The organism is Klebsiella michiganensis (genome assembly GCA_000963575.1).
Taxonomy (GTDB): Bacteria; Pseudomonadota; Gammaproteobacteria; order Enterobacterales; family Enterobacteriaceae; genus Cedecea; species Cedecea michiganensis_A.
The window spans coordinates 3,597,619-3,611,871 of record CP011077.1 but is presented as its reverse complement, the minus strand read 5'-3'; the positions used below and the strand labels follow the sequence as shown (position 1 = coordinate 3,611,871).

13 protein-coding genes are annotated in these 14,253 nt (G+C 58.5%); 5 read left to right on the top strand and 8 right to left on the bottom strand.

Translation table 11 applies throughout. The features are described 5' to 3' along the window. Positions 1-3 precede the first annotated feature (3 nt). The 3 genes from VW41_16635 to copA all read right to left on the bottom strand — a co-directional run bounded on the left by VW41_16635 (position 4) and on the right by copA (position 4,099). Positions 4-483: a hypothetical protein gene (locus VW41_16635; protein AJZ90534.1), complete on the bottom strand. Its 480-nt coding sequence runs from the start codon at positions 481-483 to the stop codon at positions 4-6. A gap of 208 nt (positions 484-691) precedes the next feature. Beyond that, complete coding sequence (locus VW41_16630; protein ID AJZ90533.1) at positions 692-1,492, bottom strand: conjugal transfer protein TraB; 801 nt, start codon at positions 1,490-1,492, stop codon at positions 692-694. Positions 1,493-1,594: 102 nt separating this feature from the next. Further along, positions 1,595-4,099: a copper-transporting ATPase gene (gene copA, locus VW41_16625; protein ID AJZ90532.1), complete on the bottom strand. Its 2,505-nt coding sequence runs from the start codon at positions 4,097-4,099 to the stop codon at positions 1,595-1,597. Between the two features lie 107 nt (positions 4,100-4,206). Between copA and VW41_16620 the strand changes: the two genes are divergently transcribed. After that, entirely contained in the window at positions 4,207-4,617 is a 411-nt protein-coding gene (locus tag VW41_16620; GenBank protein AJZ90531.1) for a transcriptional regulator, read from the top strand. On the opposite strand, the gene VW41_16615 is transcribed toward VW41_16620, so the two are convergent. Together VW41_16615 and VW41_16610 are read right to left on the bottom strand one after the other, a co-directional pair. Continuing rightward, positions 4,614-5,060: a membrane protein gene (locus VW41_16615; GenBank protein AJZ90530.1), complete on the bottom strand. Its 447-nt coding sequence runs from the start codon at positions 5,058-5,060 to the stop codon at positions 4,614-4,616. The two genes, VW41_16620 and VW41_16615, sit on opposite strands and share 4 nt — an antisense overlap. Continuing rightward, a complete protein-coding gene (locus VW41_16610; protein AJZ90529.1) occupies positions 5,057-5,971 on the bottom strand; it encodes a protease in 915 nt (304 codons plus the stop codon). Before VW41_16610 ends, VW41_16615 begins: the two co-directional genes overlap by 4 nt. A 243-nt stretch (positions 5,972-6,214) precedes the next feature. Between VW41_16610 and VW41_16605 the strand changes: the two genes are divergently transcribed. Beyond that, positions 6,215-7,366, top strand: a complete 1,152-nt coding sequence (locus VW41_16605) for a cyclopropane fatty acyl phospholipid synthase (protein ID AJZ90528.1) — start codon at positions 6,215-6,217, stop codon at positions 7,364-7,366. Between the two features lie 38 nt (positions 7,367-7,404). Here the strand turns inward: VW41_16605 and VW41_16600 are convergent, their stop codons facing one another. The 3 genes from VW41_16600 to VW41_16590 all read right to left on the bottom strand — a co-directional run bounded on the left by VW41_16600 (position 7,405) and on the right by VW41_16590 (position 9,790). Next, positions 7,405-8,259: a hypothetical protein gene (locus tag VW41_16600; protein AJZ90527.1), complete on the bottom strand. Its 855-nt coding sequence runs from the start codon at positions 8,257-8,259 to the stop codon at positions 7,405-7,407. Between the two features lie 59 nt (positions 8,260-8,318). After that, positions 8,319-9,089 carry an oxidoreductase gene (locus tag VW41_16595; GenBank protein AJZ90526.1) on the bottom strand — a complete coding sequence of 257 codons (771 nt, stop codon included), beginning with the start codon at positions 9,087-9,089 and terminating at the stop codon, positions 8,319-8,321. 77 nt (positions 9,090-9,166) lie between these two features. After that, complete coding sequence (locus VW41_16590; protein ID AJZ92008.1) at positions 9,167-9,790, bottom strand: acyl-CoA thioesterase; 624 nt, start codon at positions 9,788-9,790, stop codon at positions 9,167-9,169. Here VW41_16590 and VW41_16585 point away from each other — a divergent pair. The 3 genes from VW41_16585 (at position 9,758) to VW41_16575 (ending at position 14,227) form a co-directional block, all read left to right on the top strand. Continuing rightward, positions 9,758-10,444 carry an ABC transporter ATP-binding protein gene (locus VW41_16585; protein ID AJZ90525.1) on the top strand — a complete coding sequence of 229 codons (687 nt, stop codon included), beginning with the start codon at positions 9,758-9,760 and terminating at the stop codon, positions 10,442-10,444. The genes VW41_16590 and VW41_16585 overlap by 33 nt on opposite strands. Next, positions 10,441-12,855, top strand: coding sequence for a sugar ABC transporter permease (locus tag VW41_16580; GenBank protein AJZ90524.1), 2,415 nt, complete (start codon positions 10,441-10,443; stop codon positions 12,853-12,855). Before VW41_16585 ends, VW41_16580 begins: the two co-directional genes overlap by 4 nt. A gap of 220 nt (positions 12,856-13,075) precedes the next feature. After that, positions 13,076-14,227: a membrane protein gene (locus VW41_16575; GenBank protein AJZ90523.1), complete on the top strand. Its 1,152-nt coding sequence runs from the start codon at positions 13,076-13,078 to the stop codon at positions 14,225-14,227. Positions 14,228-14,253: the final 26 nt, after the last annotated feature.

Sequence of the window (14,253 nt, the reverse complement as noted above, 5' to 3'; positions counted from 1 at the left end):
GCGTTAATCGCGGCGGGCGATATCGGCGAAGCTGGCATCCAGCAGCTTCGCCAGGTCGTTTGCCGCGAGTTCAATATCCAGCCCGCGCTTGCCCCCGGAAATGTAGATGCTGGCGAACGCCTGGGCCGGCGCATCAATCACCGTTGGCAGGCGCTTTTTCTGCCCCAGCGGGCTGATGCCGCCCACCAGATAACCGGTGATCCGCTGCGCCACCATCGGGTCCGCCATTTCAACTTTCTTCACGCCCAGCGCTTTCGCGACCTTTTTCAGATCGAGTTGCCCGGCTACCGGCGTCACCGCCACGGCCAGGTGTTTCATGTCGCCATTGAGCGCGACCAGCAGCGTTTTATACACCTGGTCGGCATTCAGCCCCAGCTTACGGACCACTTCGTCCCCAAAGTTGGTTTCCAGCGGATCGTGCTCATAGGCATGAATTTGAAAGCTGATTTTGTTTTTTTCGAGGAGTTTTACCGCGGGAGTCATGGTTTCCTTCTTTATTCGTTGTTTTGAAAACGCACAAAATAGTAATCATAGTGATATACTTGACGAGTAATATAGCGCTACACAATAGTGATGGCGTTAACCATCACATTGAGCGACAATTCAGCTTCGGTTGCTTCGGCAGCCGGGATAAACAGAATAATAAATGAAATTCCTCTTTGACGGGCCAATAGAAATATTGGCCATTTTTTTACCCTTTTTTTAGCATTTCCGGCAGGTTACCTTCGCCGTACAGGTGCAATGCCCCGACGGCAACCACGTAGCGCCCGGCGGGCAGCTGTTGGAGAAACGCCTGCCACTGGCGGTTTCGCCGATGCATTAACACGTCATATAGCTCGTCGCCAAAGGTGTTGGGTAACGCAATGTTGCCCTGCTGCGGCGGCGTTTCCAGCCACCAGCCAATCATTATCTGCAGCAGCCGGGCGTTGGTGTGCCAGTGCTCCAGCGTGTCATTCAGCAGCGGCAGCCCGCCCTCAGGCAACCCCTTCAGCAGATCTATCTGACTTTGTGCGCCTTCCAGCTCGGTGACCGGCACGCCATAGCGCTGTGCGGCTTCCAGCAGCTGATAGTCGATGCCGTAGTCAGGGCGAAGGCCAAGGCGCTGCGCCTGGTGGGCCTGTAAAATCAACGCCACCTGCCATGCCGGCTGGTGTTCAATGCTGCCCGGCGAAATACCTAACTCGCCGCACAGGCTCAGCACCTGCTGGTAATCACCCGGCGCCATACGTGATTCCAGGGCAATGTCTTCAGCAATTTCACTGAACGGCGAATCGCCTGAGCGGATGTCCGCCTCGACGATCAGCGCATCTGCCGCGCGAAGTTTGTCCACCAGGCGGGCGGAAAGCGGAGCCATGTCCCGGGTGCCCATATGAATGCTGCCCACGAGGTGCAAATGGCGCTTGCCGGGGAGCGTGATATCAAGGGCAGGCCAGGGATAAGTGGAGGCGGTCAGGCTGGAAAGCAGTGCGCTAAGACGTTGGAACAAACCCATATCGCGATTCCCTGGCTAAAAAGCCATGCTAACGCCCTGGGCTGGAAGGGGAAAGTAAAAAGTCGGCCTTCCGCTCAAAAGGAGAAGAAGGCCGCAGAAAGGTTAGTCTTTCGGTTTAAAGCGCAGCAGGCGGTTGGCGTTACTGACCACGGTGATGGAAGACAGCGCCATCGCAGCGCCGGCCACCACCGGGTTGAGCAGCGTGCCGGTCAGCGGGTAGAGCACGCCGGCGGCAATTGGAATGCCAAGCGAGTTGTACACGAACGCCCCCATCAGGTTTTGCTTCATGTTCCGCAGCGTGGCTTTGGAAATGGCCAGCGCGTCGGCAACGCCCATCAGGCTATGGCGCATCAGGGTAATGGCGGCAGTTTCAATGGCGACGTCACTGCCGCCGCCCATGGCAATCCCCACCTCGGCCTGAGCCAGCGCCGGGGCATCGTTAATGCCGTCGCCGACCATCGCCACCTGGCGGCCCTGCAGCTGTAGCTGTTTGATGGCGTCAGCTTTGCCGTCCGGCAGCACGCCCGCAATCACCTCATCAATGCCAACCTCTTTGGCGATAGCGTTGGCGGTCACCGGGTTATCGCCGGTGAGCATGACCAGGCGATAGCCGTTGCGGTGCAGGCGCTGGAGCGCCCTGACGCTGTCGCTGCGAAGCGGGTCGCGTATGGCCAACAGCGCCATGAGCTGGCCGTCTACCGCCAGCAGGACCGGGGTTGCGCCCAGGCGAGCCTGAGCATCAATGCTGTCGGCAAGCGACCGGGTGTCCACCCCCTGCTCGTCGAGCAACGCTTTGTTGCCCAGCAGCAGTTTGTGCCCGTCCACGTCACCGCTGACGCCAAGCCCACGCAAAGTACGGAACGACGTCACTTCCGGCAGCGTTGAACTGCCTGCTTTTTCAATAATGGCGCGAGCCAGCGGGTGGCTTGAACCCTGCTCAAGCGCGGCTGCCAGACGTATAGCCTGCGCTTCATCCACCCCGGCGCGGGTTTCCACGGCAACCACCTGCGGTTTGCCTTCGGTCAGCGTGCCGGTTTTGTCAAAGACCACGGTATCCAGCGTGCTGGCGCGCTGCAGGGCATCGGCATCACGAACCAAAACGCCAAACTCGGCGGCACGGCCCACGCCTGAAATAATCGACATCGGCGTGGCAAGGCCCAGGGCGCAAGGGCAGGCGATAATCAGCACCGTGGTGGCAATGACCAGGGTGTAAACAATTTGCGGGGCAGGGCCGACGAAGTACCAAATGGCGGCGCTGATCAGCGCGATAGCGACGACGACCGGCACAAACACGGCAGAAATTTTATCCGCAAGCTGGCCAATCTCCGGCTTGCTGCTCTGCGCCTGTCGAACCATGCGGATAATGCGCGACAGCGTGGTATGGCTCCCGGTTGCGGTGGCGGTGAACAGCACGCTGCCGTCCTGCACCACGGTACCGGCATGAACACCGTCGCCGTTCGATTTTTGCATCGGGACCGGTTCGCCGGTGAGCATGGCTTCATCGAACCAGGCCTCACCCTGGGTGATTTCCCCGTCAACCGGCACGCGGTCGCCGGTGGTCAGGCGCAGCGTCATTCCGGCGGTGACTTCCGCCAGCGGTAAAGTTTTCTCGCCTTCTTCCGTCACCACTCGCGCGGTCGGCGGCGTCAGGTCCAGCAGGCGTTCAAGGGCTTTAGAAGAGCGCTGACGTGCGCGCTGCTCCAGCATATGGCCGAGGTTTATCAGGCCGATGATCATCGCGCTGGCCTCGTAGTAGAGGTGGCGGGCTTCCATCGGGAAGTGCTGCGGCCAGATATTCACGGTAATCGAGTAGAGCCAGGCCGCGCCGGTGCCGAGGGCGACGAGGGTATCCATGGTGGCAGCACGGTTCATCAGGCTGCGCCAGGCGCTACGGTAAAAATGGCCGCCGGCAAAAACCATCACCGCAAGGGTAATGATGCCGATGGTCAGCCACAGGGAGCGGTTGCTCTCGGTGACCATCATGTTGTCGCCGAGCATGCCCCAGACCATCACCGGGATCCCGACGGCGAGGGCGACAATCGCCTGCCAGCGGAAGCGTTTCATGGCGGCGTTCGCCGTTTCTTGCTGGCGCTCGCGGCGTTTCCTGTCGTCTTCAATCGCTTCGGCACCGTAGCCGGCATTTTCCACGGCTTTGACCAGCGATTCAGCGGAGGCGGTGCCCATCACCAGCGCACTGCGCTCCGCAAGGTTAACCCGTGCCTGGCTGACGCCCGGTACATTTTGTAAGGCATTTTGCACCCGGGAGACGCAGCTGGCGCAGCTCATACCGCCGATCAGCAACTGCTGGCTGTCATCGTCGGTAGACGCTGCCGGAAGCGAAGGGGCGACCGCTGTCAGTGCTTCCGACGGAGTTGATGACTCTGCCAGCGGTTCAGCCTTTGGGTGGCTGGCGACTTCTGCGCCGTATCCCGCTTGTTGGACGGTTTCCACTAACGCTTCCGGCGTAGCGCTGCCGGTGACGCGGGCGTGGGTTTGGGTGACTTCAGCCTGTTCAACGTCTGCACGCTGTTCGAGGCTCTCTTTGACGCGTTTAACACAGTGGCCGCAGGTCAGGCCATCCAGATTCAGATCCACAATGTGTGACATCGCGAGACTCCTGTATGATGGTGAGGTGAAATATTGACCGAAAGGATGATTCGGTTAACTATGAGAGAGGTTAAACCTTCCATCAAGGGGAAGGTCAAGGAGCAAAAATGAATATTAGCGATGTGGCGAAAAAAACCGGGCTAACCAGCAAGGCGATTCGTTTTTACGAAGAGAAAGGGCTGGTCACGCCGCCGTTTCGCGCCGACAACGGCTACCGCAGCTATACGCAAAAGCATCTCGATGAGCTGACGCTGCTGCGCCAGGCCCGTCAGGTCGGGTTTAATCTGGAAGAGTGCAAAGAACTGGTGAGCCTGTTTAACGATCCGGCCAGGCACAGCGCGGACGTGAAAGCGCGTACCTTGCAGAAAGTCGCGGATATCGAGCGGCACATTATTGAGCTGCAGAATATGCGCCAGCATTTGCTCACCCTGGCAGATGCCTGCCCGGGCGATGACAGCGCCGATTGCCCGATCATCGACAATCTTGCCGGCTGCTGCCATCGCCACGAGATAAACTAAACCGCTTTAATTTTTAGCGTAATGCCTTCCACGGCCAGCACCACAACCTCACAGCCCGCCGGTAAATCTTCATCGGCGGTCACTGGCCAGCTGCTGTCGGCCACGCGCACATGTCCCCGGCCGTTGACCAGCGCCGCTTCCAGGCGGAAACGGCGGCCAACCAGCTGCTGACCACGTTGGTTGAGCACTTCACCCGGAATTTGCTGCTTGCGGCTGGACAGCCAGCGCCACCAGAGAAAGGCGGCGACCAGCGTCAGCAGGGCAAAACAGACGCCCTGCGTTTCCCAGCCGAGGGGCAGCAGCCAGACCAGCAGGCCGGTGATGACCGCCGCCACGCCGCTCCACAGCAAATAGCCGCTGGCGCCGAGCATCTCCGCCGCCAGCAGCAGTCCGCCAAGCGCAAGCCAGAAGACGTGTGGGTGCGCGAGAATGCTGTCGATCATTTTTTACGCTCGGTACCGCTCTGGGCGATAAGTTCGCTGATCCCGGCGATGGAGCCCATCAGGCTGGAGGCATCCAGCGGCATCAGTACCACTTTGCTGTTATTGGCCGACCCGATTTGCTGCAGCGCGTCGGTGTATTTCTGGGCGACGAAGTAGTTCACCGCCTGAATATCCCCTTTCGCGATAGCTTCGGACACCATCTGCGTGGCGCGGGCTTCTGCCTCAGCGCTACGCTCGCGGGCTTCCGCCTCGAGGAAGGCAGACTGACGCTCACCTTCGGCTTTCAGGATCTTCGACTGCTTCTCACCTTCAGCTTTGACGATCTCCGCCTGACGGATCCCTTCGGCTTCAAGAATGTAGGCGCGCTTGGTTCGTTCGGCTTTCATCTGGGCGTTCATGGCATCAATCAGCTCGGCCGGTGGCCGCACGTCGCGGATTTCGATACGGGTGATTTTAATGCCCCACGGGTTGGTGGCTTCATCCACAATGTGCAGCAGGCGGGTGTTGATGTTGTCGCGCTGGGACAACATCTCATCCAGCTCCATCGAGCCGAGCACGGTACGGATGTTGGTCATCGTCAGGTTGATTATCGCCAGCTCAAGGTTGCTGACTTCATAGGCGGCGCGCGGGGCGTCAACCACCTGAATAAAGCACACGGCGTCAATGGCGACGTTGGCGTTATCTTTAGAAATGACTTCCTGGGAAGGGATGTCGAGCACCTGTTCCATCATGTTGATCTTGCGGCCCACGCGATCCATAAACGGCACCACAAGATTCAGGCCTGGCATCAGGGTTTTGGTATAGCGGCCAAAGCGTTCGACGGTCCATTGAAAGCCCTGGGGCACGATTTTTACCCCGGCCGCCACAATCACCAGCGCCACGAGAATTAATACGGGGATCACGATAAGCATCAAAAACACCTCCTGTTTGTTTTGTACTCAGTCTAACTGCTTAACCTGAAACATTCAGCAACATACCTGTGCCCGATGAGAATTAATTGCTGCTTTCCTTTTTATCATTCCTTAATGGAATGATTTTCATGGAGTAAGTTCATTTCACGCATGGTGTTCGCAGGCGTAGTATCGAATGCTTCGGCAGCCCGCGTTATCAGGCGGGCGGTATTTGGCAAGAACACTTATCCCGGTGAGGAAGCAATGGGGACAATAATAGCTGAGCAGCATCAGGCGAATAACAGCCACTGGCAGAAAATCGTGGAAGAATTAATTTCACCCATGGCGATTGATATTGACGGCAACGGCCCGGCAGATATTCGGGTGAACAATCCAGACTTCTTCAAGCGAATATTACAGGAAGGTTCTCTCGGCCTGGGGGAAAGCTATATGGACGGCTGGTGGGACTGCGACCGGCTGGATATTTTATTTACCCATATTTTGCGCCACGGTCTGGACAGCAAAATGCCGAAGCATGTCTCCGACCTGCTGCGTATCGCCGGGGCCAGAGTGTTTAATTTGCAGTCCCGTAAGCGGGCCTGGATAGTCGGCAAAGAGCATTACGATATTGGTAACGATCTGTTTGCCGCGATGCTCGATCCCTATATGCAATATTCCTGCGGTTACTGGAAAGAGGCGGGCAATCTGGCAGAGGCCCAGCGTAACAAGCTGCATATGATCTGCGAAAAACTGCAGCTAAAAGCGGGCATGAAGCTGCTGGATATCGGCTGCGGCTGGGGCGGCCTGGCGCAATATGCGGCGCAGGAATATGGCGTCTCCGTCGTCGGCGTGACCATTTCGGCGGAACAGCAAAAAATGGCGCAGGATCGCTGCCGGGGTCTGGACGTGGAGATCCTGCTGCAGGACTATCGCGACCTCAACAGCAAATTTGATCGCATTGTTTCCGTCGGCATGTTCGAGCACGTCGGACCGAAAAACTACAACACCTATTTTGCAGTCGCTGCGCGTAATTTAAAACCTGATGGCCTTTTCCTGCTGCATACCATTGGTTCAAATGAAACGGATTTAAACGTCGACCCGTGGATCAATAAGTACATATTCCCTAACGGCTGTTTACCCTCGGTGCGCCATATCGCCAGCGCCAGTGAAAAACATTTTATTATGGAAGACTGGCACAATATCGGGGCGGATTACGACAGAACGCTGATGGCCTGGTACGATAATTTTCTCCGCTGCTGGCCTAATATCTCGCGTAATTATGACGAGCGTTTCAAACGGATGTTTACCTATTATCTGAACGCCTGTGCCGGCGCATTTCGCGCGCGGAATATTCAGCTTTGGCAGGTGCTGCTGAGCCCGAACGGCGTGGACGGCGGGATCCGCGTTTACCGATAAAAAAAGGCCGGAATATCCGGCCTTTTGTTTTTAGCAGATTAATACATCAACGCATAAATCTGGCGGCGATATTTGGATGCCAGCGCGTCACCGGTGCCCAGCGCGGCCAGAATCTCCATCATCATCTTGCGCGCCTGGCCGTCGGCGGCACCCAGGTCTTTTTTCAGATGGGTATAAAGCAGCTCCAGCGCTTCTTCATTCCGGCCAACCTGATGAAGCTGCAGCGCTAGCTGACTGGCGAGCTGGGCGTTGTCCGGCTCGTTTTGTACCTGCTGCTGCAACTGCTGAATTTCCGGCGTGTCGGCAGCCTGTTTCAGCAGCTCAATCTGGGAAACCAGCGCCTGATAGCGGGTGTCCTGGTCCTGCAGAGGCACGGTTTTCAGCACCGCTTCGGCGTCTTCGCTGCGGTTCAGGGCAATCTGTACTTCCGCCAGCAGCAGGCCAATTTCGCTATTCTGGCCGGACAGCTGCCACGCATCTTTCAGCAGCGGCAGGGCTTCGGCGTGTTTGCCTTCCTGCATCAGTTCTACGGCCTGCTGGGCTTTCAGCTCTTCTTCCCGCGGCAGCACTTTGTCGAGCAGGGCGCGAATCGCTTCTTCCGGCTGCGGCCCCTGGAAGCCGTCTACCGGCTGACCATTCTGGAAGAGGTATACGGTAGGAATAGAGCGCAGGCCAAACTGCGAGGCCACCATCTGCTCGGCGTCACAGTCAACTTTGGCGAGAATAAACTGGCCGCTGTATTGGGCGGCGAGCTTGTCCAGTACCGGCGTTAACTGCTCGCAATGCTGGCTGCGGGCAGACCAGAAATAAAACAGCACGGGTTTAGCCATGGACTGTTCCAGCGTCTGGTGCAGGTTCGCTTCAGTAATGTTGATAATGTTTTCTGCGGACATGGGCGATTCTCTGTTAAGCATTTGTTTTTTTACATGGGGGCTGAGGCCGGGACTTCAACTCAGCTCCGTAAAATTTTGTCCATTACGCACGCTGGCAGCAGGCGGCGCAGCACGGTTATAACGTGGGTCACCACGGTCACCGGATAGCGCAACTTCGGCCTTGGGCTTTCAAAAGCATGGCGCACTTTGGCCACCACCGCCTCCGGGCCGAGGGTAAACCGGGCGGCGATGCCGGGGTTCTCTACCGGCTTGTCGCTCTGGGTTTGATTGACGTTATCGGTGAAGCGGGTGCGGATTGGCCCCGGCTCAATCAGGCTGACTTTAATCCCGCTGTGGCGAAGCTCCATGCGCAGCGCGTCCGACCAGGCTTCCAGCGCATATTTACTGGCGGCGTAGGCTCCGCGCCCCGGCGTGGAAATCAGCCCCATTACCGAACTGGTCATCACGATGCGGCCTTCCTGATGAGGCTGCATGGCCGGCAGCAGCAGCATGGTGAGCTGGTGCGTGCCGAAGAAGTTGGTGGAGAACTGCTGCTCAAGCTGTTCACGGGAGATGGCGTTCAGCGGGCCATACACGCCGTAACCGCCGTTATTAAACAGCCCGTACAGGCGGTTGCCGGTGATGGCAATCACTTCGGCGGCGGCGCGTTTGACGCTTTCCGGATCATCAAGATCGAGCTGAATGCCGGTAAACCCAAGCTGATTCATACGCTCTACGTCTGCCGGTTTGCGGCAGGCGGCGAGAATGTTATAGCCAAGCTTCTGTAACTCCTGCGCGCTGGCTAAGCCAATCCCGCTGGAGCAGCCTGTAATTAAAACAGATTTTTGCATAACTTTACCCGAAGGGCGCCCCGATTATTTATCAGTCGTGTTTAACTATCTCGTCATGCCTGACGCTGCGACGCCGATTATTTAGAGAGTAACGGAGTCAGCCGCGTCGCCATCCAGTCGGCGATAAACGGCTGAGCATCCCGATTAGGGTGAATGCCGTCATCCTGCATCCATTGCGGTTTCAGATAGACCTCCTCCATAAAGAACGGGAGCAAAGGAATATCAAACTCTTTGGCAAGCTGCGGATAAATAGCGCTAAACGCCTCATTATAGCGGCGTCCGTAGTTGGCGGGCAGGCGAATTTGCATCAGCAGCGGTTGGGCATTGGCGGCCTTCACATCGGTGATGACCTGGTTAAGGGTTTTTTCTACCTCTTGAGGCTGGAACCCCCGCAGGCCATCGTTGCCGCCAAGCTCCACCAGCACCCAGCGGGGCTGATGCTGTTTTAGCAGCGCCGGCAGGCGAGCCAGGCCCTGCGCCGCGGTATCACCGCTGATGCTCGCATTCACGACTTTTGTACCCTGCGGCTGCCATTTGGCATCCAGCAGTGCGGGCCAGGCGCTGGTGGCCGCCATACGGTAACCGGCGCTCAGACTATCGCCTAAAATCAATAACGTGTCCGCCGCAGCGGCGCGGAAAGTCATCAAAGCCAGAAACAGGAAGGGCAAATGCCAGCGGAAAACATTGTTGAAGTTCATCATCTTAGTAAGTCCGTGGGTCAGGGTGAACACGAGCTTTCCATCCTTACCGGAGTTGAGCTGGTTGTCAAACCGGCCGAAACCATCGCCCTGATTGGCGAGTCGGGATCGGGCAAGTCCACGCTGCTGGCGATTCTGGCCGGGCTCGATGACGGCACGGACGGCGAAGTCCACCTTTGCGGGCAGCCGCTGCACAGCATGGATGAAGAGGCGAGGGCGGCGCTGCGCGCCAGTAACGTCGGGTTTGTATTTCAGTCCTTTATGCTGGTGCCCACCCTTAATGCCCTGGAAAACGTGGAGCTTCCCTCGCTGCTGCGCGGTGAAAACAGTTCGTCCAGCCGCGCGCAGGCTAAAGCGCTGCTGGAACAACTGGGCTTAGGCAAACGGCTGGATCACTTGCCGGCACAACTCTCCGGGGGCGAGCAGCAGCGCGTGGCGCTGGCTCGGGCGTTTAACGGCAAACCGGGCGTGCTGTTTGCCGACGAGCCCACCGGCAACCTCGACAGGCAAACCGGGGACCGCATCGCAGACCTGCTGTTTTCCCTCAACCGTGATTTCGCCACCACGCTTATCCTGGTCACCCACGACGAGCAGCTTGCGGCCCGCTGTGACCGCCGGTTGAGGCTGCGCGAAGGCAAATTGTGGGAGGAAGCATGATAGCCCGCTGGTTCTGGCGCGAGTGGCGCTCCCCCTCGCTGCTGATTGTCTGGCTGGCGCTGAGCCTGGCGGTGGCCTGCGTGCTGGCGCTCGGCAGCATCAGCGACAGAATGGAAAAAGGCCTCAGCCAGCAAAGCCGCGAGTATATGGCGGGCGATCGGACGTTGCGTAGCGCGCGTGCCGTACCGGACGAGTGGCTGACCCAGGCCCAAAGCGATGGCTTAAAGGTCGGCAAACAGCTGAGCTTCGCCACCATGACCTTTGCCGGTGACACGCCGCAGTTGGCCGATGTGAAAGCGGTGGATGGCGTTTACCCGATGTACGGCGAGCTGGAAACCAACCCGCCGGGCCTGAAGCCCGAGCCGGGTACCGCGCTCCTTGCGCCTCGCCTGCTGGCGTTGCTCAACCTGAAAGTGGGCGACAATATTGACGTGGGCGATGCCACGCTGCGCATTGCCGGGCAGGTGATTCAGGAGCCGGACGCCGGGTTTAACCCGTTCCAGATTGCGCCCCGCCTGATGATGAACCTGGCCGACGTTGAGAAGACCGGGGCGGTGCAGCCCGGGAGCCGCATCAGCTGGCGCTACAAATTTGGCGGCAACCCGCAGCAGCTAGCGCAGTACGAAAATTTTCTGCTGCCGAAGCTGAAGCCGGAGCAGCGCTGGATTGGCATGGAGCAGGACGAAGGCGCCCTGGGCAAATCCCTGGAACGTTCTCAGCAGTTCCTGCTGCTTTCCGCTCTGCTGACGCTGCTGCTGGCCGTGGCGGCGATTGCCGTGGCGATGAGCCACTACTGCCGCAGCCGCTACGATCTGGTGGCTATTCTGAAAACCCTGGGGGCGGGCAGGGCGGCGCTGCGGAAGCTGATTATCGGCCAGTGGCTGATGGTGCTGGTGCTCTCGGCGATTGCCGGGGGAGCCGTCGGGTTGCTGTTTGAAGCCGCGCTGATGCAGCTGTTGAAGCCGGTGTTGCCTGCCGCGTTGCCGCCGGCGAGCCTCTGGCCGTGGGTGTGGGCTGTCGGGGCCATGGTCACTATTTCGGTGCTGGTGGGGCTGCGGCCGTACCGGCTGCTGCTGGCCACTCAGCCACTGCGCGTGCTGCGCCGTGACGCCGTGGCCAACGTCTGGCCGCTGAAGATTTATCTGCCGGTGATAAGCGTCGTAGTGGTGCTGCTGCTGGCGTTGCTCATGGGCGGCAGTGCGCTGCTGTGGGCGGTGCTGGCGGGTACGCTGGTGCTGGCGGCGCTGTGCGGCCTCGTCGGCTGGGGCGTCCTGAAGCTGCTTAAGAAACTGACGCTAAAAAACCTGGCCCTGCGCCTGGCGGTCAACCGCCTGCTGCGCCAGCCGTGGGCGACGCTCAGCCAGCTGGCGGCGTTCTCGCTGTCGTTTATGCTGCTGGCGCTGCTGCTCGTGCTGCGGGGCGATTTGCTGGACAGATGGCAGCAGCAGCTGCCGCCGGAAAGCCCGAACTACTTCCTGGTGAACATTGCCCCGGAGCAGGTTCAGCCGGTGAAAACCTTCCTTGCCGACCATCAGGTGATCCCGGATTCGTTCTACCCCATCGTGCGGGCGCGGATGACGGCGATTAACGGCCAGTCCACCGAGGGTAACCCGGACGAGGCGCTGAACCGCGAGCTGAATCTGACCTGGCAGAGCCAGAGGCCGGATCATAACCCGATCCTGGCGGGAAGCTGGCCGCCGAAGGCCGGGGAAGTGTCAATGGACGACGGCGTGGCGAAGCGGCTGAACATCAGGCTCGGCGACAGCGTGACCTTCATGGGAGATACCCAGGACTTCACCGCGAAGGTGACCAGCCTGCGCAAAGTGGACTGGGAAAGCCTGCGGCCAAACTTCTACTTCATTTTCCCGCCGGGGGCGCTGGACGGGCAGCCGCAGAGCTGGCTCACCAGCTTCCGCTGGGAGGGGAGTAATGGCCTGCTGACCCAGCTTAACCGTGAGTTCCCGACCGTCAGCCTGCTGGATATCGGGGCTATCCTGAAACAAATCGACCAGGTGCTGGAGCAGGTCAGCCGCGCGCTTGAGGTGATGGTAGTGCTGGTGACCGCCTGCGGCCTCCTGCTGCTTCTGGCTCAGGTGCAGGTTGGCATGCGCCAGCGTCATCAGGAACTGGTGGTTTACCGGACGCTGGGGGCGGGGAAAAAACTGCTCAGAACCACGCTGTGGTGTGAGTTTGCCGTGCTGGGGCTGGTATCCGGCCTGGTGGCGGCCATCGGCGCTGAAACGGCACTTGGCGTGCTGCAAACGCGGGTGTTCGACTTCCCCTGGGAGCCTGATTTGCGTCTGTGGGTAGTGCTGCCGGTGACCGGGGCGATATTGCTGTCGCTGTGTGGCGGCTGGCTGGGCGTTCGTTTACTGAAAGGCAAGGCGCTTTTCCGCCAGTTTGTCGTCTGAGAAAGCCGGGCAGGGACGCCCGGCTACCGCTATAAAATTGTTTATATTTCGCTGTTTATTGCGTTAGAACATATTTTCTGCATTTATTGCTGTTTTTTTAATATCTATTAAGAAAAGACTGATGGATAACCGCACGAATTAATAAAAATCCCTCAGAAATCGGACTTAATAAGCGTTAATATGCCCGCGCTTATAATAAATACGGTTACTAAGGATCCACATGAAAGCAAATTTGCGCGCTTTACCATTACTGATTGGGGCCGGCCTGCTTGCAGGTATGGCGTCGTTCGCTGCTAACGCAGAAATCACCGTCCTGAAGCAAGATCCGCAGGCCGGGAACCCGCTCAGCCGCCTCAATTTCACCGTGGGCGGCAGTATTCGTCCACAGTTTAATATGATGTCCGGCGACGGCGATAAAGGCTCCTATAAGCGTAATGGCTTTGACGGCGGCACCCGTTTCCGCTTCGCGGCTGATTATTATCTGTTCGATGATATTAGCTGGATCAGCTATTACGAGCTGGGCGTAAATATTCCGGCGGTATTTGAGTGGGACAACCACTATGCAGAAGGCGCGAACAATACCACTCGCCGTATGCTGTACACCGGCCTGAAAAGCAAAACCTGGGGTCAGCTGACCTACGGCCAGCAAAACAGCATCTACTATGATGTGGTTGGCGCGAAAACCGATATCTGGGACTACGACATGATCGGTCAGGCTCCGGGTAACGGCATGAACGGCGACTACGACGGCTCTTACCGTTCCCGCAACATGCTGAAGTACAAAAATACCTTCGGCGATGCGGACGTGTACGCTTCTTACCTGTTTGAAGATCACGACATCCGTGCTACCACCGGCATGCGCTACAAGCGTAAAGGCGGCGGCTCTCTGGGCGTGGATTACCACATCACCAAAGACCTGACCTGGGGTACCGCATGGAACTACACCCGGGCCGATATGCGTAACCCGACCGACGGGGATAGCAAGTCTTACAACCAGAACATCTACGGGACTGCGCTGAGCTGGAAACCGGACAACTGGACGTTTAGCTTCGGCGGCGGCTGGTATCAGAACTTCCTGACCACCAAGCTGAAAGACGTCAACAACTACTTCTCCGGCGACGCGTGGGGCATCGAGTACTTTGCGGGTTACACCATCCCGGTTGGCCAGTACGCGGTTAAATCCGTGCAGCCATACTTCATGGGTGACCGTCTGCAGTACGTCACCGGCCGCAGCTACCAGCGCATCGACAACGGTGTGGGCGTGAGCTTCAAGCTGGATTACGGCTTCCAGGTGGACTACGAGCACGTCTTCACCTCCAGCACCGACAACCTGGGCGACATGAACCTGGTGCGTCTGCGCTACGATTTCTAATCGTGCCTCTGGCGGGTGGCAGCGCT